Raw genomic sequence first — 19,150 nt, forward strand, 5'->3', positions numbered from 1 at the left:
TTATGCAGTCAGAAACATCCTACATACATAGTGGGGCTCTGCCCATAAAGTTCCCTCATGTCGTAAGTGCATAGATGCCGGCACATTTGGGGAATGTTCAATGAAGTTACGCTGTTTAATCACCTTCGCTCTGCTTGGCGTGGCGGGCGCTGCAGGGGCAAAGGAAATACCGCAGGACATCAGTGTCCAGGCTGTCGTGTCGGTACCTGAATTTCAGGTGAACTCGGTTGGCAGTTGGTGGGAGGACGTACTTCAGGCTGAATATGACCCGGACCGGGGCATCTTCAAGCAAATTGAAAAAGAAGTGTTTGTAAAAAGTACCTACGGCCCGATTTACGCGAAAACAGATCGTTCGGAGTATCAGTTCACGCGGGTGGGCGGTGGGGAAGCGTCCCGTCGATACCACATCATGTTGAATCGCATAAGAATGGGCACGGCACCGGTTGAAATCGTCAGTGCTGCTGAAGCCGCTCAGGGGAAAACCATTCAGTTCAGGTTCTATCCGATGGGGGGATCGGCGTCGACTCGCGTGCCCGGCACCTATGTCACGCAAGCCACCTTGATGTTTGAAACAGGGGCGCCCTGATTCGCAATTTCATTCGGGTGCCCCAGGGTTCCCGCTATTTGATGTGCAACCGTTAAAGGAAGTTTGATGTGAAATCCTATGTATTGGCTGTCCCGTTCCTTGCATTGTTTGCCGGTGCCGCTGTCGCGTCCGCCCCTGAGCCGATCACCCAGAGTATTTCAGTGACGGCGATCATTCCCGGGAATGATTTTTCAGTGGCCCCCGTAGGGGGCTGGCTGGAGAAAGGCGTGACGCTTGAATATGAGCCGGAGCGCGAAGACTTCAAGGCGGTCAGTGAAAAGTTCTCGGCACAGAGTGATGTCGGCGCTATTCAGGCCCACCTGCTGCACACAGCATCGCTGCAAGACCAACAAACCGACCAGAAGATTGATCTTATCATCACTGTCGGGGATAAAAAGTTGGAGTTGACGCCCGCGGAGGTCATGAGCGCGGAAGATGCTAAAGCTGGCAATGATCTTCCCATTACGTTTAAGGCCATAAAGCCCGACAATGGTTATGTAAAGGGTGAGTATACCGGGACAGTGAGCGTGTTGTTTGAAACTTCCTCCACCAGCCTTTGATTGAAGCAGTGCCGCCTGCCTCAACTTACTGGATGTTTACCAGTGTAGGGGCAGGTGTTGAAGTGGATTGAATCATGTTCCAGTTTGCTGCACCCGGCCGCGCACTCGCTGTCTGGCTGCTGGGTGCTGCCTGCCTTATGCCGCTCGAAGTGTTGGCCGAGCGCGCGTCCAGTGCCATTGACCTGAATACATTCGGGCGTTTGCCAGAAGACTTCGAGGCGCACTTTTTCGATGTGCCGCTTGCCGTGCGAGTGGAGCTGGATCAACGCTACCTCGGCGATGCCATGGTGGTGCTGAGCCGTGATAACCGTGTGCAGTTGCTGGCGTTTACCGACACTGAGCAGAGCGCAGAGCCGGCCACACTCAGGCAGTTATGGCAACAGCGCCTGGAAGGCGGGCGCATGCTGGGCGACTGCCTGCAAAACTGCCCGGACGGGTTGCAGGCTATCCATTACAGCCTGGCCAATTCCCAGTTGTCATTGCTGACGTCCAATGCCGAGAAGCGGGAGCAGGACGCGCTCTTTCACCGCCTCCCGGAGCAGAGTGACGCTGGGTTGCTGCTGCGTAACCAGCTCAACCTGGTCAATGATGGCAACCAGACCACGGGCAGAATCGGCCTGCTCGGTCAGGGCAACCTGCATAACTGGACGACGCTTGCCGATGCACGCGTGGATCGTAGCCCATCTGAGCAAGGCGATATGCGTTACCGCATGAACCAGCTTTACGCGGAGAGCCTGCAGGAAGCGCATTTCTTTCGGCTGGGTTACTTCTCCACTGGCGCACAAGGCCTGGTGCGCCAGCCAGCGCTACTCGGGCGCCGCCCTGATAGCACGCTTGGCTTGATGCTGGGCAGCAGTGACAGCCTGCTGGTCGACAATGGCCAAGCCAGCGCCATCCCGGTCTACGTCACGCCGAACCGCCCGGGTATCGTCGAAATCTATCGCAATGGTTCGCTGATCAACAGCCAGCCGGTACAGCCCGGTTTGCAGGCGATCGACACGCGGGTATTGCCCGGCGGCATCTATGATGTGGAGCTGCGTTTGCTCGAAGACGGCCTGGAGACCTCGCGCAGCGAAGTGTCCATCTACAAGCCCAGCCGGTGGCAGAACATGGATAACCGCTGGCGCTACAACCTCTACCTCGGCCAGCAGGTCGAGCTGCTGAGCAACTCGGATGACAATCGTGAACAGAGCCCGGTGTTCGGTGCCCTTTCCAACTACCTGATACATCCTGCTGCGGTGTTGGGGTTGTCAGTGCAACAGGTCGATGCTGACCTGCAGTTGGGGACCTCGCTGGACTGGGACGTGCATGAACGGTTCAAGCTTTACGCCAGCCTCAATCAGACCCAGGGCCTGGGCAACGGCGGCGATCTGCAGTTGACCTATACCCACCCTTGGGGCTCGTTGTTGCTGAGCCACAACCAGACCTGGCTGGAGCCTGGCAGTAACGGTCGCGACGATACGTCACAGCGTCAAGTGCGCAGCCGCACCGCCTTTTCGATCAACCAGCGGGTAACCTCGCGCAGTTCAGCGACGCTGCGCCTGGAACACAGTGCGGGCTCGGCAAGCGGCCTGGGTGCCGACCTGAGCTGGGCGTTCTACGGGAAACTGCGGGGGCATCAGAGCAGTGTTCGCCTGTCACTTTTCGACAGGCCTGGAACGCGCAGCAGCGCCGGTGTCCGCAGCCGCGGCGTCAACGTTGCTGTAAGCATGAAGCTTGAGCGCGATGGCAGGCAGCTTGGGGTCGATGTGGGTAGCCGCGCCTCGCGTGAGGGGGGCAGTGACCCCTACGCTTCGCTGTGGTATCGGCAGAACGTCGACCTGGGCCCCGTGCACAGCCTGGGGGGCAGTGCGACGCTCGACAGCTATGGCACCAGCCTGGCGGCCAATGGGCGGTTTAACAGCCAGGCGCTGCAGGGCGATGCCTATGCCCAGAGTTCCTCTTTCAACAATAACCTCAGCGGTGGCCTCAACCTGGAAAGCACCCTGGCGCTGGGCGCCGGGAAGCTGGCCATGGGTGGCAGCAACCTGCCGCTCGAAGCCGGCTTGATCATCGATGTCGAAAGCGATCTGCACGGTGTAAAGCTGCGCGCCAACGATGGCCAGGGCATGAGTGCAGTGCTGCACCCCGGGCGCAATATCGTGCCGGTGACGGCGTTCAAGTCTGGCCATGTGCGCTTCGACTTCGACACGAAGGACGTGCCGCCAGCACAGATCCAACCCCTCGCTGTGGACTATCACCTCAACCGCGGTGGGGTGGGGTACCACTCAGTGAAGGTCATGCGAACGGTCACCGTGTTTGGTCGGCTGCTCGACGGGCAAGGCCAGCCACTGCACGGCGCGCATGTGGTCAATGACGCCGGGCGCACGGTTGTCGAGGTGGATGGCTATTTCAACGTCGAAATGAGTGAGTCACGGCCCACCTTGGAAATTCGCCATGACACGGCAGGTAGCTGCCTTCTGACATTACCGCCGGACAACTTTGATCGCGAGGATGACCTGCTGATCGTGGGTGATCAGCGGTGTGTGCCCAATGTGGGCTGAGACGGCTTTCGGCATGACGCTATAGAGGGCCCGATTCCCGGGTCGATGGATTGGATGTTGAGTAAACAGAGGTTGAAGATGCACAGGTTCACATTTCACTTGTCACCCTTGTTGTTCGTTGCGCTGATGCTGCCGTGGTTTGCCCAGGCCGGGCCACAGCTGGATGTCGGCGCGCTCTATGACTACCTCGAGCCAGGCAAGGGCACCTATGCCAAACGCATCTACAACCGGGGGGACAGTACTGCGTTCGTCAAGGTCAGCGTGCTGGAGCTGGTCTACGACGGCCAGGCCGAACCCCGTGAGGTGGAAGTCGATGAGCTGCCCTTCGATCAGCGCAGCGTTGTTGCCAGCCCTGCGCGGATGATCATCCCGGCACGCGGCATGCAGGCCGTGCGGTTGCTGTATCGCGGTGAACGGAACCAGGAGCGTTACTACCGGCTGCGCTTCGTCCCGGTGGTGCCGGAACAGGATGACAGCTTCGCACTGGATGAAACGGAGCTTGACGCTTACCGCAAAGAACTCAGTGCCGGTGTGCAGTTTCTGGCCGGCTACGGCACCATTTTGATTATCAAGCCTGCTGCCACGCGGTATCAGACCTCGATCGAGCGAGCCGGTGGGAAATGGACCGTGCGCAACGAGGGCAATGCGACGGTGCTGCTCGACAACGTCCAGGTCTGTGTGCTGAACGAGGACGAGTGTGAGCCTCCGGCCAAGCACCATCTTCGTCCTGGACGTACGCGCGAGTTCGTCGAGAAGCCCGGTGTCGAATACCGCTTCGAACAGGTGGAAGGCGATGCACGCAAAGCCATGAACTTCAAGGCAGAGTGAGAGGTAGGGGCATGTTTCGCAAGTGTGCAATGCTGGTACTGCTGTCTGGCGTGCTCGGCTCATCGTGGGTGCAGGCGGCCGACATTACGCTCAAGCTGCGTTACCGTGGCGAGACCCGGCAATTTGAAAACCTGACACCCCGGTCATCCCCTGTCTGTACTCAGTTGCCGCAGCTTTGTGGCGATCCGCTGCAGGATCTGCTGGATGTGGGGGTCGAATACTCGAAAACAGTCGATGGCGAAGGCACCGATGGCCTCTACCTCTCGGCCCCTGTCCAGCCAACTGCGCTACTGATGGTCCGTGACAAGACCGGCGAGCAAGTCAGCATGGACTTTGCCATTACCCACCTGGGCGGTGCGGTAACTTCGGACGATGGGGCACCTACGCTTGCGGCGCGCACGGGCCTGGACTCGAGTGGTTGCCAGGTTGCGTTGGCGAGCGCGGCGCATCGCCTGTTTCTGTGGTCGCCAGCCAGCAACGGGTGCTGGGCCAACGTCAATGCGGCGAATGCGAGCACTTACCATGTGAGTCACCTTACGCTGGGCTACAAGCTGAAGACGCCTGTGCCGGCGAGCTTGAAGTCGGGCGTGTACCGAGGGCGCGTGGTCTATTCGATAGGCCCCGACAGGGATATAGGCCTGGGCTCGAGCCGAACAGTCGCTGGGCTCACGGCCGATTCAGTGGCGATCAACGTCGAACTGGAGGTGGTGCATGACCTTGAGGTGCGTTTTGAGCCGGGTTCCGAGCAGGTGGTACTGGTGCCGCAGCAGGCGCACGGGCATGGGAGCCGCGGGCGGGGTGTGGCAGAGAAACTGGAAAAAGACGTGGATTTCAGCCTGACTGCCAGTGGGCCATTCAACGTCTGGGCGCAGTGCAGCACCGGGCTGGATAGTACGTGCAATCTACGGTCGGCCAAGGGCCATGGCATACCGCTGTACCTGGCCATGACCTTGCCAGGGGTTTCCTACAATGGCCGTTCGCTCTATCGGCAGGCAATGTCCTTTGGCGGAGCTGAGAACGCCATGAGCCTGGACGTCCCGCCAGAGGGTGTGACCGGCAGCCAAGGGCAGTTGCATTTTCATGTATACCCTCGCGGCCACACCCAGAAGCAGGACATGTTGCCTGGTATCGAGTATCAGGCCGTCGTGACAATGGTGTTTGATGCGAACCTGTAGAATGGCAACCGGGTGGTGTGACCCGCTTGCCATTCACCTCACGTGACTGTTTGAAGTGGCTATCCGCAGCGCGTCATATCATCCCAAGCAACAGTAATACCAACAGAATCACCAACACCACGCCGATTATGCCGGAAGGGCCATAGCCCCAGCTGCGCGAGTGGGGGAAGACCGGTAAGCCACCGATCAGCAGCAGAATCAGGATGATGATAAGGATCGTGGTCATGTCAAAGTCCTTGCGTGATTAGGGGGCAAGAGCCTGAGATTGCTGGCCTCTCGATAATTCGGACCGGTGCGGGTTGGTAAAGATTCCATCCCCGTGCAGCCGTCTACCAATCATGCCCGCCCATTCACTGCCCTGATGAATCCTCCCGGATGGCGACGCCTTGATTAGACTCACCGGACTCCCTGTCAAAACAAGGCCTGCGACCATGCAAAAACGCATCATGATCACCGGCGCCGGGTCCGGCCTCGGTCGCGAGATCGCCCTGCGCTGGGCGCGTGAGGGCTGGCGCCTGGCATTGGCCGATGTCAACGAAGCCGGCCTGCGCGAAACGCTGGAGCAGGCTCGCCAGGCCGGTGGCGACGGCTTCGTCCAGCGCTGCGACGTGCGCGACTACAGCCAGCTGACGGCCCTTGCCCAGGCCTGCGAAGAGAAGTTCGGTGGCGTCGATGTGATCGTCAACAACGCGGGCGTCGCTTCGGGCGGCTTCTTTGCTGAACTGTCACTGGAAGACTGGGACTGGCAGATCGCGGTCAACCTGATGGGCGTGGTCAAGGGCTGCAAGGCCTTCCTGCCGCTGCTGGAGCGCAGCAAGGGGCGCATTATCAACGTCGCCTCGATGGCCGCACTGATGCAGGGCCCGGGCATGAGCAACTACAACGTGGCCAAGGCCGGTGTGCTGGCCTTGTCTGAAAGCCTGCTGGTGGAGTTGCGTCAGGTAGAGGTGGCAGTGCACGTGGTGTGCCCGTCGTTCTTCCAGACCAACCTGCTGGACTCGTTCCGCGGCCCGAACCCGGCGATGAAGGCGCAGGTGGGCAAGCTGCTCGAAGGTTCGCCGATCAGTGCGGCAGACATTGCCGACTATATCCATCAGCAGGTCGCTGCAGGCGAGTTTCTCATCCTGCCGCATGAAGCAGGGCGCCAGGCCTGGCAACTGAAACGCCAGGCCCCTGAGCGGCTGTATGACGAGATGGCCGAAATGGCGATGAAAATGCGGGCAAAAGCCCCGTCGCGATGATTGGTCTGTAGGAGAAGTTACTCAAAAGTGTAAGAGGCTTCTGAATCGTAGTGGCGCTATTGAGTAGCTGAATACCTACGAGGCAGGCTCCGGTTTTCCCTTTCGCAGGAGGATCGGAACATGCTGGTAATAGGGCGCGAAGTAGGGGAGGTCATCGTGATTGGCGATGACATCCGGATCATGGTGGTAGAGACCCGGGACGGCGTGGTGCGCTTTGGTGTGGCTGCTCCGCGTGAGGTGCCGGTGCATCGAGCCGAAGTTTACAAGCGCATCAAGGCGTCCAAGCAGAGCAAGGCCTGAAGAGGCCTGACCTGCTATTCGAGCAGCTCGCGGGGCACATCATGCTTGGCCAGCAACTGGCATTGCTGGCTTTCCAGGTCGAACAGGATGAAAGCCTGGCCTTTGGCCAATGCCTGGCGTACCCGCAGCACGCGGGTTTCCAGCGGGGTGTCGTCGCCGTTGTCAGTGCCGTCGCGGGTGACGAAGTCCTCGATCAGGCGGGTCAGGGTTTCGGCTTGCAATTGGTCGTAGGGGATCAGCATGGTCGGGCGGTGTCTGAAATAGGTATGGGCATGCTACGCGAAACATTCGAGGTGTTGGGGCCGCTTTGCAGCCCCAAGGGCGTTTAGCCTTTGTTTCCGACCAGGCTGTCCACGGCCGGTACCCGCGTGTCGCTCTCCATCTGCGCATCATGCTCCAACTGGTGGCTGAAGCGCTCGAGTGACGCATTGGCGGGCTGCGAGTCACTGGCAAACACGGGCGGGCTCAGCAGGTAGGCTGACAACAACCGGCTCAGCGCTGCCAGGCTGTCGATATGGGTGCGCTCGTAACCATGGGTGGCATCGCAACCGAACGCCACCAGCGCGGTACGAATATCGTGCCCGGCAGTCACCGCCGAATGGGCATCGCTGAAGTAGTAGCGGAACAGGTCGCGCCGCACCGGCAAGTCATGGTCGCCGGCCAGTTTCAGCAGGTGCCGGGACAGGTGGTAGTCGTAAGGCCCCGACGAGTCCTGCATGGCCACGCTCACCGCATGCTCGCTTGACGCCTGGCCGGGTGCCACCGGGGCGATGTCGATGCCGACGAACTCGCTGACATCCCAGGGCAGGGCGCCGGCTGCACCCGAGCCGGTTTCCTCGGTGATGGTGAACAGCGGGTGGCAGTCGATCAGCGGCTGGCGACCGCTTTCCACTACGGCCTTCAATGCCGCCAGCAATGCGGCTACGCCAGCCTTGTCGTCCAGGTGACGGGCGCTGATGTGGCCGCTTTCGGTGAACTCGGGCAATGGGTCGAAGGCCACGAAATCACCAATGCTCACGCCCAGTGCCTCACAGTCGGCGCGCGTGGCGCAGTAGGCATCCAGGCGCACTTCCACGTGGTCCCAGCTGATCGGCATTTGGTCGATGGCCGTGTTGAAGGCATGCCCGCTGGCCATCAGCGGCAGCACGCTGCCACGGAATACGCCGGTGTCGGTGAATACGCTGACCCGGCTACCTTCGGCAAAGCGGCTGGACCAGCAGCCGACGGGCGCCAAGGCCAGGCGGCCATTGTCCTGCAATTGGCGCACGCTGGCGCCGATGGTATCCAGGTGGGCAGAGACGGCGCGGTCGGGCGAGGTCTGCCGGCCCTTCAGCGTGGCGCGGATGGTGCCGCGGCGGGTCAGCTCGAAGGGGATGCCCAGTTCGTCAAGGCGTTCGGCCACGTAGCGCACGATGGTGTCGGTGAAGCCGGTGGGGCTGGGGATGGCGAGCATTTCCAGCAGCACGCGTTTGAGGTAGTCGAGATCGGGTTCGGGGTGTTGCTCGGACATGGTTGGGGACTCCTTTACTCCTGTGCCGGCCTCTTCGCGGGTAAACCCGCTCCTACAGGTACCGCGCTGCCTTCGCGGGTAAACCCGCTCCTACAGGTACCGCGCTGCCTTCGCGGGTAAATCTGTTCCTACAGGTACAACGCAACCGTCAAGGGCGGTGATATCCCTGTGGGAGCGGGCTTGCCCGCGAAGAGGCCGGCACGGGTTTACGCCAAAGGCCGGCTATGGGGAAACAGCAGGTCGATAAAACGCTCGGCCGTGGGCTGCGGTTCATGGTTGGCCAGGCCAGCACGTTCGTTGGCCTCGATGATCACGTACTCCGGCTGCCCGGCATCGCGCACCATGAAGTCCAGCCCAACCACCGGAATTTCCAGTGCCCGTGCCGCCCGCACGGCAGCATCGGCCAGCACCGGGTGCAGGCGTTCGGTGACGTCTTCCAGGGTGCCGCCGGTGTGCAGGTTGGCCGTGCGCCGCACGGCCAGGCGCTGGCCGGCCGGCAACACGTCGTCATAGCCAACGCCCGCTGCGCGCAAGGTGCGCTCGGTTTCGTCGTCCAGCGGAATGCGGCTTTCGCCACCGGTGGCGGCCTGGCGGCGACGGCTCTGGGCTTCGATCAACTGGCGCACAGTGTGCTTACCGTCGCCCAGCACCTGCGCCGGGTGGCGGATGGCGGCGGCCACCACCTCGTAGCCGATCACCACGATGCGCAGGTCGAACCCGGCATGGAAGCTTTCCAGCAGCACGCGGCTGTCGAACTGGCGGGCGTGTGCCACGGCGCGGGTGATGTCGTCGATGCAGGTCAGGTTTACCGCCACGCCCTGGCCTTGTTCGCCATCGACCGGCTTGACCACCACCGCGCCATGCTCTTCGAGAAACGCCAGGTTGTCATCGGCATTGCCCGCCAGCTGTTGCGCGGGCACCTGCAGCCCGGCGTTGTGCAGGGCGTGCTGGGTCAGGCGTTTGTCCTGGCACAGGGTCATGGTCACGGCACTGGTCAGGTCGCTGAGCGATTCCCGGCAGCGAATGCGCCGCCCGCCCAGGCTCAGGGTGAACAGGCCGCCAGCGGCGTCATCGACCTGCACTTCGATGCCCCGGCGTAGCGCCTCGTCGACGATGATGCGAGCGTAGGGGTTGAGGGCGGCTTGCGGGCCAGGCCCGAGGAACAGTTGCTCGTTGATACCGTTCTTGCGCTTGACTGCGAAGGTGGGCAGGTTGCGAAAACCCAGTTTCTGGTAAAGGCGCTTGGCCTGGCGGTTGTCGTGCAGCACTGACAGGTCCAGGTAGGCCAGGCCACGGCTCATGAAGTGTTCGATCAGGTGGCGCACCAGCACTTCACCCACGCCGGGGCGGGTGCAGTGTGGGTCCACCGCCAGGCACCACAGGCTGCTGCCATGCTCGGGGTCATCGAACGCCTTGGTGTGGTTCAGGCCCATGACGCTGCCGATAATCGCGCCGCTGTCTTCGTCCTCTGCCAGCCAATACACCGGGCCACCCAAGTGCCGGGGGGTAAGCAGCTCGGCGTCGACGGGGAGCATCCCGCGCGCCTGGTACAGCGTGTTGATCGCCTGCCAGTCGGCGGGGTTCTGTGCCCGGCGCACGCGGAAGCCGCGAAATACCCGCTGCGCCGGGCGGTAGTCGGTGAACCACAGGCGCAGGGTGTCGGACGGGTCGAGGAACAGCTGCTGGGGGGCCTGGGCCAGCACCTGCTGCGGTGCGGCCACGTACAGGGCGATGTCGCGTTCGCCCGGGTGCTCGTCGAGCAGATCCTCGGCCAGGGAAGCCGGGTCGGGGTAGGTGTGGCCTATCAACAGCCGGCCCCAGCCGCAGTGCACGGCACGCGGTTGGTCGTGGGGCTGGCTGCCGTCGCCGGCCAGGCGCGCCTGCAGGCGCTCGTAGGACGGCGCCTGGCCGCGCAGCAGGCGCTGACCATAAGCGATTTCATGGGCTTTCATCGGTCAGATTCCTTGTTCGCTCAGCCACAGGTTCAGCGCCGCCAGTTGCCACAGCTTGGAGCCGCGCAATGGCGTCAGCTGGCCGTGTGGGTTGCTCAGCAGGCGGTCGAGCATGGCCGGGTTGAACAACCCTCGGTCCTGGCTGGGGTCGGTCAACAGTTCGCGTACCCAGCCCAAGGTGGCACCTTCCAGATGCTTCAGGCCCGGTACCGGGAAGTAACCCTTCTTGCGGTCGATCACCTCATGCGGGATCACCCGTCGCGCTGCCTGCTTGAGCACCTGCTTGCCGCCGTCGGGCAGCTTGAAGCGTGCGGGAATGCGTGCCGACAGTTCCACCAGGCGGTAATCGAGGAACGGCGTCCGCGCCTCCAGGCCCCAGGCCATGGTCATGTTGTCCACCCGCTTGACCGGGTCGTCGACCAGCATCACGGTGCTGTCCAGGCGCAGGGCCTTGTCCACGGCAGCCGGTGCGCCGGGGCGCGCGAAGTGTTCGCGCACGAAGTCGCCGGCAGCGTCGGTTTCCAGCAGCCAGGGGGCCTGCACGGTGTCGCGGTATTCGGCGTGGCTGCGGTCGAAGAATGCGTCACGGTAGGCCGCATAGGCATCGTCGGCGCCGTCCACCTGCGGGTACCAGTGGTAACCGGCGAACAGCTCATCGGCACCCTGGCCGCTCTGTACGCCTTTGCAGTGTTTGGCCACTTCCCGCGACAGCAGGTAGAACGCGATGCAGTCGTGGCTGACCATCGGCTCGCTCATGGCGCGGAAGGCGGCCGGCAGTTGGTCGATGATTTCGTGTTCGGCAATGCGCAACTGGTGGTGACGGGTGCCGTAGTGTTTGGCGATCAGGTCCGAATACTGGAACTCGTCGCCGCGCTCGCCGCCGGCATCTTCAAAGCCGATGGAGAAGGTCGACAGGTCGTCAACGCCCACTTCGCGCAGCAAGCCGACCAGCAGGCTGGAATCGACGCCGCCGGACAGCAACACACCCACATCGACGGCTGCCCGCTGGCGGATGGCTACGGCGTCGCGGGTGGCGTCGAGTACGCGGGTGGTCCAGCCTTCCAGATCAAGTTCACGCTCGTCCGGGTTGGGGCCGTACTTCAGCTGCCACCAGGTCTGGCGTTCCACTTCGCCATGCCGGTCGATGCGCATCCAGGTGCCGGGCTCCAGCTTCTGCACATTGGCCAGCAGGGTGCGCGGTGCCGGTACCACGGCGTGGAAGTTCAGGTAGTGGTTGAGGGCCACCGGGTCGAGCATCGGGTCGATGTCGCCGCCCTTGAGCAGTGCCGGCAGGGTCGAGGCAAAGCGCAGGCGCTCGCCGTTGCGCGACAGGTACAGGGGTTTGACGCCCAGGCGGTCGCGGGCCAGGAACAGGCGCTGGTTGTCGCGCTCCCAGATGGCCAGGGCAAACATGCCGTTGAGCTTGGGCAGCAGCGCCGCGCCCCAGGCGTGGTAGCCCTTGAGCAGCACCTCAGTGTCGCCGTCGGACCAGAAGCTGTAGCCCAGCGCCTGCAATTCCTCGCGCAGTTCGGGGAAGTTGTAGATGGCACCGTTGAAGGCCAGCGACAGGCCCAGCGTATTGTCGACCATCGGCTGCGCCGAGCCGTCGGACAGGTCCATGATCTTCAGGCGCCGGTGGCCCAGGGCGATCGGGCCTTGGCTATGGAAGCCCCAGGCATCCGGGCCACGCGGGGCCAGGTGATGGGTAATGCGCTCTACCGCAGCCAGGTCGGCTGGGCGAGGGGCTTGGTCGATGGGGGTGAAACGTAACTCTCCTGCTAATCCGCACATAAGTCCTTACCGGTTTTTCCGTTGGGGAGGTGATGCCCCGGATTAGGGCACCTTAAGGAACTGACCTATGTGCTTTTCGAGAGTTTTAGAATGTTTGGTTATATGTGGCCGGGCAGGCAACCCGATGCAATCATTTCCCCCGGATCAACCGGCGCAATCCAAACCGGTTCGGATGGCAAGCCTCCGCTACCGCCCGCGGCAATGGCAGCGGTTCCCCACATACCCAGGCCGCCACCAGCTCGCCACTCAACGGCGCCGTGATCAGCCCGCGTGAGCCATGTCCGCTGTTCACATACAACCCGCCCAGCCAAGGGCAGGGCACATCCGGTACTTGCCGCGCATCCCGGCCCAGTACTGCATAGGCTTCGGTAAACGCCTGCGCGTCGGCAATGGGCCCGACGATCGGCAGGTAATCCGGGCTGGTGCAACGGAACGCAGCACGTCCCTGCAATTGCTCGGGGTCCAGTTCAGCCACAGCCAGCCGTTGCGCCAGATCGACGGAAATTTCGTCCAGCAGCGCCAGGTTGCCCTGGTGCTCGGCCACCGTCGGTGCAAGGTCTTCGCTGTGGAAGTCAAAACTGGCGCCCAGTGTATGTTCACCCTCGCGCGGCGGTGCCACATAGCCCTCCGCGCACACCACGGTGCGCAGTGCCTGGCTGCTGGCGGTGGCCGGCAAGCGGGTGATCTGCCCACGGATGCGCTTGAGTGGTAACTGCGCGCAAGGTTCGAAGCGCAGCACATCCGCCGCGCCGGCCAGGACCACCACTGGAGCGCGGGCTAACAGCTGGTCGCCAGCCCAGGCTTGCCAATGCTCATCCACTTTGCGCAGTTCGAGCACGTCCTGGTGGGTCACCACGCGAATACCAGGGTGCTGCAACTGCTGTTGGCACAGCGCTGGCGGGTGCACCCAGCCACCTTCGGGGTAGAACAACCCGCCGCCAGGCAACGCCACGCCGGCGATGGCTTCGGCATCGGCGCGCGCCAGGCAGTGCAGCAAGCCGTGGTCGAAGGCGGCAGCCAGCTTGCCCTGGCGTTCGGCCTCCTTGCTGTCGAAGGCCAGTTGCAGCACCCCGCAGGCATCCCAGTCACGGCCACGCTGCAAGCGCTGCAGCTGACGCCGGGTGTAGCCGAACCCGGACAGGATCATCTGCGAGAGCGCGGTGCCATGGGCAGACAGCTTGAGGTACAGCACCCCTTGCGGGTTGCCCGAAGCCTCCTGGGCGGGGGCTTCGTGGCGCTCCAGCACGGTTACCTGCCAGCCGCGCCGGGCCAGGCTGGCGGCGCTGCTGCTGCCGGCAAGTCCGGCACCGATCACCAGCGCCTCGCGCGCCCCCTGTGTCACCGCGGGGCGCGCGTACCAGGGCGCGCATGGGCCGGGCCGGGGGCCGACGTAGGCGCCGCTCATCACCTCCCACTTCTTGCCGATGCCTGGCACCTTCTTCATGGCGAAGCCGGCTTCCACCAGGCTGCGGCGTACCCAGCCGGTGGTGGTGAAGGTGCCCAGCACCGTGCCCGGATGCGATAGCCGCGCCAGTTGCGCAAACAGCTCCGGGGTCCACATGTCGGGGTTCTTGGCGGGGGCGAAGCCGTCGAGGAACCACACATCGATCTGCGCATCGAGTTGCGGCAGCTGTTCCAGCACATCGCCTATCAACAGGGTCAGGGTGACCCTGCCACCGGCGAAGGTGAACTGCTGAAAGCCCGGGTGCACCGCCACGTATTGCTCCAGCAGTGGCTCGGTATAGGCGGCCAGTTCAGGCCACAGGCGCACTGCGCGGGCCATGTCGGCGTGGTCGAGGGGGTACTTCTCGACGCTGACGAAGTGCAGGCGCGCGTCGCTGTGTGCGTGCTGGTCGAACAGCTGCCAGGCGCAGAAAAAATTCATGCCGGTGCCAAAACCGGTTTCGCCGATCACCGTGCAGGCGTGCGGCGCCAGGTTGGCAAAACGTTCGGCCAAGCGGGTCTGTCCGAGGAACACGTGCTTGGTTTCTTCGATGCCTTCGTTGACTGCGAAATAGACGTCGTCATAGTGCCGCGAATGGGGGCGGCCCTGGTCGTCCCAGTCGATCTGGGCGTGCTGGAGGAGGGTGGGCATGGTGGGCTCGGTTGCAGCGGATGGCGGGATTTTATGCCATCCGGCTGAGCTGTGGGAGCGCGTTCATTGGTGAAGAGGTCAATACAGGCCGAAATGAAATCCGCTAGTCTTGCTTATCCATTGAAGGAGCCAGTGCATGTTCGAATCTGCCGAAATCGGCCACAGCATCGACAAGGAGGCTTACGACGCCGAGGTACCCGCTTTACGCGAGGCCCTGCTCGAAGCCCAGTACGAACTCAAGCAGCAGGCGCGGTTTCCGGTGATCGTGCTGATCAACGGCATTGAAGGCGCCGGCAAGGGTGAGACGGTAAAACTGCTCAACGAGTGGATGGACCCGCGCATGATCGATGTGCTCACCTTCGACCAGCAGACCGACGAAGAGCTGGCCCGCCCACCCGCCTGGCGCTATTGGCGGGCCTTGCCACCCAAGGGGCGGATGGGTGTGTTCTTTGGCAACTGGTACAGCCAGATGCTGCAGGGGCGGGTGCACGGGGTGTTCAAGGATGCCGTGCTCGATCAGGCCATTACCGGTGCCGAGCGCCTGGAGCAGATGCTTTGCGATGAAGGTGCGCTGATCATCAAGTTCTGGTTCCACCTGTCCAAGAAGCAGATGAAGGCACGGCTGAAATCGCTCAAGGACGACCCGCTGCACAGTTGGAAGATCAGCCCGCTGGATTGGCAGCAGTCGCAAACCTACGACCGCTTCGTGCGCTTTGGTGAGCGCGTGCTGCGCCGCACCAGCCGCGACTATGCGCCATGGCACATCATCGAAGGGGTAGACCCGAATTACCGCAGCCTGGCGGTGGGGCGCATTCTGCTGGAAAGCCTGCAAGCCGCGCTGGCCAATAATCCCAAGGGCAAGCACCAGGGCAACGTGGCCCCGCTGGGCCACAGCATCGACGACCGCAGCCTGCTTGGCGCCCTGGACATGACCTTGCGCCTGGACAAGGCCGACTATCAGGAACAGTTGATCACCGAACAGGCCCGTCTGGCCGGCCTGCTGCGTGACAAGCGCATGCGCCGGCACGCCCTGGTGGCGGTGTTCGAAGGTAATGACGCCGCCGGCAAGGGGGGCGCCATCCGCCGCGTGGCGGCAGCGCTGGACCCGCGACAGTACCGTATCGTGCCGATTGCCGCGCCTACCGAAGAAGAGCGCGCCCAGCCGTACCTGTGGCGGTTCTGGCGGCACATCCCGGCACGGGGCAAGTTCACCATCTTCGACCGTTCCTGGTATGGCCGGGTGCTGGTGGAGCGGGTGGAAGGCTTCTGCAGCCCCGCTGACTGGATGCGTGCCTACAGCGAGATCAACGACTTTGAAGAGCAGTTGGTGGATGCCGGCGTGGTGGTGGTCAAGTTCTGGCTGGCGATCGACCAGCAGACCCAACTGGAGCGCTTCGAAGAGCGTGAGCAAATTCCGTTCAAACGCTACAAGATCACCGAGGATGACTGGCGCAACCGCGACAAGTGGGACGAATACTCCCAGGCGGTGGGCGACATGGTCGACCGCACCAGCAGCGAGATTGCCCCTTGGACGCTGGTAGAGGCCAATGACAAGCGCTGGGCGCGGGTGAAGGTGGTGCGCACCATCAACCAGGCGCTTGAGGCGGCGTTTGCCAAGCACAAGAAATAGCCGAAGGTGATGTTGCCTGTTCTGGCCCTTTCGCGGGTGAACCCGCTCCTACAGGGGTACGCGATCCCTTGTAGGAGCGGGTTCACCCGCGAAAGGGCCAGAACAGGCAACACCTCCCCCCAGCCATGCCCCAAAAGAATGACCTGATGAATTCTTTTCTCGGCACTCTCCACCGTCCCCGTCCTCCAACCCCGTAGAATTCTACAACCCCCACCACGGGCTTGATCGAGGATTTTATGCACACCACTTCTGGCCGCTGGGGCTATGGGCTGTTCCTGGCACTTCTGACGGCGCTGCTCTGGGGCATCTTGCCGATCAAGCTCAAGCAGGTATTGCAAGTGGTCGACCCGATCACTGTCACCTGGTACCGCCTGCTGGTCTCCGGCAGCCTGCTGTTCGCCTGGCTGGCGGCTCAGCGGCGTTTGCCGTCCATGCGTAAACTGGCGCCCAAGGGCAAGGGCCTGGTGCTGGTGGCCGTGCTCGGCCTGATGGGCAACTACGTGCTCTACCTGATCGGTCTCAAACTGCTTAGCCCAGGCACCGCACAACTGGTGGTACAGATCGGCCCGGTGCTGTTGCTGGTGGCCAGCGTGTTCGTGTTCCGCGAGCGCTTCAGTGTGGGGCAGGGCGTGGGCCTGTTGGTGCTGCTGGCAGGGTTTGGCCTGTTCTTCAACCAGCGCCTGGAAGAGCTGCTGACTTCGCTGGGTACCTACACCACCGGCGTGTTGACCATTTTGCTGGCGACCAGCATCTGGGTGTTCTACGCCCTGAGCCAGAAGCAGTTGCTGACCGTGTGGCACTCGCAGCAGGTGATGATGGTGATCTACCTCAGCTGCGCTGCGTTGCTGACACCTTGGGTGCACCCGCTGGAGGCCTTGCAACTGACCCCGGTGCAAGGCTGGCTGCTGCTGGCCTGTTGCCTGAATACCCTGGTGGCATACGGCGCGTTTGCCGAAGCACTGGCGCACTGGGAGGCCTCACGGGTAAGTGCCACGCTGGCGCTGACCCCACTGGTGACCTTCGTTGCGGTGGCGCTGGCGGCGTTGGTTTGGCCTGAGTATGTGCATGCCGAGGACATTAATGCCCTGGGCTATTTGGGGGCGGTCACGGTGGTGTTCGGTTCGGCGCTGGTGGCGCTGGGGCCCTCTCTGGTGGCGGGTTGGCGGGCCCGCAGGGCGCGGTTGGCCTAGTGTGGTGTTTCACAAATAACGACCATAACGCGCGGCGCTTTTTGCGCTCATGCGGCGTTGTCGCTCCTCGCCGTAGCTGGGCTACGACTCGTCGCGACGCCTTGCTTGAGCGCAAAAATCGCTCGCGAGTTATTGGCCGTATTTGCAAAACACCACACTAGGTCTGTCGATTGCCTGTACGGGCCCTTTCGCGGGTGAACCCGCTCCTACAATGGATCGCCTCTGGGCGTAGGAGCGGGTTTACCCGCGAAAGGGCCGGTACAGGCTACAGAGCAGTCAGCCCTTGCCGCCCGGCGCCAGCATGTTCTCCGGCCGCACCCACTGGTCGAACTGCTCATTGGTCAGGTACTTCAACGCCAAGGCCGCCTCGCGCAAGGTCTTGCCCTCGCTGTAAGCCTTCTTGGCAATTTCTGCCGCCTTGTCATAGCCAATATGCGGGTTCAGCGCCGTCACCAGCATCAACCCACGCTCCAGGTGCGCGGCCATCTGCTCGGCATCCGGCTCGATACCCGCCACGCAATGCTGCTGGAAGTTGCGGCAACCATCGGCCAGCAACTCGATGGATTGCAGCAGGTTATGGATGATCACCGGCTTGAACACGTTCAGCTGCAAATGCCCCTGGCTGGCGGCAAAGCCGATGGCCGCGTCGTTGCCCAGCACCTGGCAGGCCAGCATCGACAGCGCCTCGCACTGGGTGGGGTTGACCTTGCCCGGCATGATCGAGCTGCCGGGCTCGTTGGCCGGCAGGCGCACCTCGGCCAGGCCGGCGCGCGGGCCGGAACCCAGCAGGCGCAGGTCGTTGGCAATTTTCATCAAGGCCACGGCCAGGGTCTTCAGGGCCCCCGCCAGGCTGGTCAGCGGCTCGTGGCCGGCGAGGGCGGCGAACTTGTTCGGCGCGGTGATGAACGGCAGGCCGGACAGCGCCGCCAGCTCGGCAGCGATGGCCTCGGCAAACCCCTGCGGGGCGTTGAGCCCGGTCCCCACGGCAGTGCCGCCCTGGGCCAGTTCGCACACCGCCGGCAGGGTGGCGCGGATGGCGCGCTGGGCGTAATCGAGCTGGGCGACGAAGGCCGACACTTCCTGGCCGAAGGTGATCGGCGTGGCGTCCATCATGTGTGTGCGACCGGTTTTTACCAGCTGGTGGTGACGCATCGACAGCTCGGCCAGCCCTGAAGACAGTTCGGTCACGGCCGGCAGCAGCTTTTCCTGCACCGCCTGGGCTGCCGCAATGTGCATGGCGGTGGGGAAGCAGTCGTTGGAGCTCTGCGAGCGGTTGACGTGGTCATTGGGGTGCACCGGCGCCTTGCCGCCACGGCCTTTGCCGGCCAGTTCGTTGGCGCGTCCGGCAATCACCTCGTTGACGTTCATGTTGCTCTGGGTGCCACTGCCCGTCTGCCAGACGACGAGCGGGAACTGATCGTCGTGCTGGCCAGCCAGCACTTCATCGGCGGCCTGTTCGATCAGCCGGGCGATGTCGGCCGGTAGGTCGCCATTGCGGTCGTTGACGCGTGCCGCGGCCTTCTTGATCAGTGCCAGGGCGTGCAACACCGCGAGGGGCATGCGTTCCTTGCCGATGGCGAAGTTGATCAGCGAACGCTGGGTTTGCGCACCCCAGTAGGCGTTCTCCGGAACTTCGACCGGGCCCAGGCTGTCTGTCTCGATACGGCTCATTCTGTACTCACTCCTGTGTAGTTCGAAATCGCAGTTTAGGCCCTGATTCGACCGAGCGGTTCCGTCGCTCGTCGTGCC

General features: G+C 62.9%; 16 protein-coding genes. 9 read left to right on the plus strand and 7 right to left on the minus strand.

The window, feature by feature from the left end; genetic code table 11:
- Window positions 1-100 precede the first annotated feature (100 nt).
- The 5 genes from ACK59Z_RS12640 to ACK59Z_RS12660 all read left to right on the plus strand — a co-directional run bounded on the left by ACK59Z_RS12640 (window position 101) and on the right by ACK59Z_RS12660 (window position 5,692).
- A complete protein-coding gene (locus ACK59Z_RS12640) occupies window positions 101-586 on the plus strand; it encodes a hypothetical protein (protein WP_409293110.1) in 486 nt (161 codons plus the stop codon).
- A 68-nt stretch (window positions 587-654) separates the two neighbouring features.
- Entirely contained in the window at window positions 655-1,146 is a 492-nt protein-coding gene (locus tag ACK59Z_RS12645; RefSeq protein ID WP_108190287.1) for a CS1 type fimbrial major subunit, read from the plus strand.
- A gap of 74 nt (window positions 1,147-1,220) precedes the next feature.
- Window positions 1,221-3,689 (plus strand): CS1-pili formation C-terminal domain-containing protein, encoded by a 2,469-nt coding sequence (locus tag ACK59Z_RS12650; protein ID WP_409293113.1) that lies wholly within the window; start codon window positions 1,221-1,223, stop codon window positions 3,687-3,689.
- 54 nt (window positions 3,690-3,743) lie between these two features.
- Window positions 3,744-4,517 (plus strand): hypothetical protein, encoded by a 774-nt coding sequence (locus ACK59Z_RS12655; RefSeq protein WP_014861133.1) that lies wholly within the window; start codon window positions 3,744-3,746, stop codon window positions 4,515-4,517.
- A gap of 11 nt (window positions 4,518-4,528) precedes the next feature.
- Window positions 4,529-5,692, plus strand: a complete 1,164-nt coding sequence (locus ACK59Z_RS12660; protein ID WP_409293115.1) for a hypothetical protein — start codon at window positions 4,529-4,531, stop codon at window positions 5,690-5,692.
- Between the two features lie 73 nt (window positions 5,693-5,765).
- On the opposite strand, the gene ACK59Z_RS12665 is transcribed toward ACK59Z_RS12660, so the two are convergent.
- Window positions 5,766-5,918 carry a DUF3309 family protein gene (locus tag ACK59Z_RS12665; RefSeq protein ID WP_003252624.1) on the minus strand — a complete coding sequence of 51 codons (153 nt, stop codon included), beginning with the start codon at window positions 5,916-5,918 and terminating at the stop codon, window positions 5,766-5,768.
- A gap of 205 nt (window positions 5,919-6,123) precedes the next feature.
- Here ACK59Z_RS12665 and ACK59Z_RS12670 point away from each other — a divergent pair, with 205 nt between their 5' ends.
- A complete protein-coding gene (locus ACK59Z_RS12670) occupies window positions 6,124-6,933 on the plus strand; it encodes an SDR family oxidoreductase (protein ID WP_108190291.1) in 810 nt (269 codons plus the stop codon).
- A 120-nt stretch (window positions 6,934-7,053) separates the two neighbouring features.
- Window positions 7,054-7,233, plus strand: a complete 180-nt coding sequence (csrA, locus tag ACK59Z_RS12675) for a carbon storage regulator CsrA (protein WP_004575804.1) — start codon at window positions 7,054-7,056, stop codon at window positions 7,231-7,233.
- 14 nt (window positions 7,234-7,247) lie between these two features.
- Here the strand turns inward: csrA and ACK59Z_RS12680 are convergent, their stop codons facing one another.
- The 5 genes from ACK59Z_RS12680 to mnmC form a co-directional block, all read right to left on the minus strand.
- Window positions 7,248-7,475, minus strand: a complete 228-nt coding sequence (locus ACK59Z_RS12680) for a YheU family protein (RefSeq protein ID WP_004575803.1) — start codon at window positions 7,473-7,475, stop codon at window positions 7,248-7,250.
- An 83-nt stretch (window positions 7,476-7,558) separates the two neighbouring features.
- Window positions 7,559-8,743 carry an osmoprotectant NAGGN system M42 family peptidase gene (locus ACK59Z_RS12685; RefSeq protein ID WP_108190292.1) on the minus strand — a complete coding sequence of 395 codons (1,185 nt, stop codon included), beginning with the start codon at window positions 8,741-8,743 and terminating at the stop codon, window positions 7,559-7,561.
- A gap of 206 nt (window positions 8,744-8,949) precedes the next feature.
- Window positions 8,950-10,695 carry an N-acetylglutaminylglutamine synthetase gene (gene ngg, locus ACK59Z_RS12690; protein WP_409293118.1) on the minus strand — a complete coding sequence of 582 codons (1,746 nt, stop codon included), beginning with the start codon at window positions 10,693-10,695 and terminating at the stop codon, window positions 8,950-8,952.
- 3 nt (window positions 10,696-10,698) lie between these two features.
- Entirely contained in the window at window positions 10,699-12,486 is a 1,788-nt protein-coding gene (locus ACK59Z_RS12695; protein ID WP_108078304.1) for an N-acetylglutaminylglutamine amidotransferase, read from the minus strand.
- A 130-nt stretch (window positions 12,487-12,616) separates the two neighbouring features.
- Window positions 12,617-14,581 carry a bifunctional tRNA (5-methylaminomethyl-2-thiouridine)(34)-methyltransferase MnmD/FAD-dependent 5-carboxymethylaminomethyl-2-thiouridine(34) oxidoreductase MnmC gene (mnmC, locus tag ACK59Z_RS12700; protein ID WP_108190294.1) on the minus strand — a complete coding sequence of 655 codons (1,965 nt, stop codon included), beginning with the start codon at window positions 14,579-14,581 and terminating at the stop codon, window positions 12,617-12,619.
- A gap of 136 nt (window positions 14,582-14,717) precedes the next feature.
- Here mnmC and pap point away from each other — a divergent pair, with 136 nt between their 5' ends.
- Together pap and ACK59Z_RS12710 are read left to right on the plus strand one after the other, a co-directional pair.
- The gene (gene pap / locus ACK59Z_RS12705; protein WP_003252637.1) at window positions 14,718-16,211 is read left to right on the plus strand and encodes a polyphosphate:AMP phosphotransferase; all 1,494 of its coding nucleotides are present in this window, start codon (window positions 14,718-14,720) and stop codon (window positions 16,209-16,211) included.
- Window positions 16,212-16,447: 236 nt separating this feature from the next.
- On the plus strand, window positions 16,448-17,401 hold the full coding sequence (locus ACK59Z_RS12710; protein WP_088513602.1) for a DMT family transporter: 954 nt from the start codon (window positions 16,448-16,450) through the stop codon (window positions 17,399-17,401).
- A 276-nt stretch (window positions 17,402-17,677) separates the two neighbouring features.
- Here the strand turns inward: ACK59Z_RS12710 and ACK59Z_RS12715 are convergent, their stop codons facing one another.
- Window positions 17,678-19,072, minus strand: coding sequence for a class II fumarate hydratase (locus ACK59Z_RS12715; RefSeq protein ID WP_003252640.1), 1,395 nt, complete (start codon window positions 19,070-19,072; stop codon window positions 17,678-17,680).
- Between the last annotated feature and the right edge of the window lie 78 nt (window positions 19,073-19,150).

Source organism: Pseudomonas sp. KCJK9058 (assembly GCF_046230975.1).
Classification (GTDB): Bacteria; Pseudomonadota; Gammaproteobacteria; order Pseudomonadales; family Pseudomonadaceae; genus Aquipseudomonas; species Aquipseudomonas alloputida.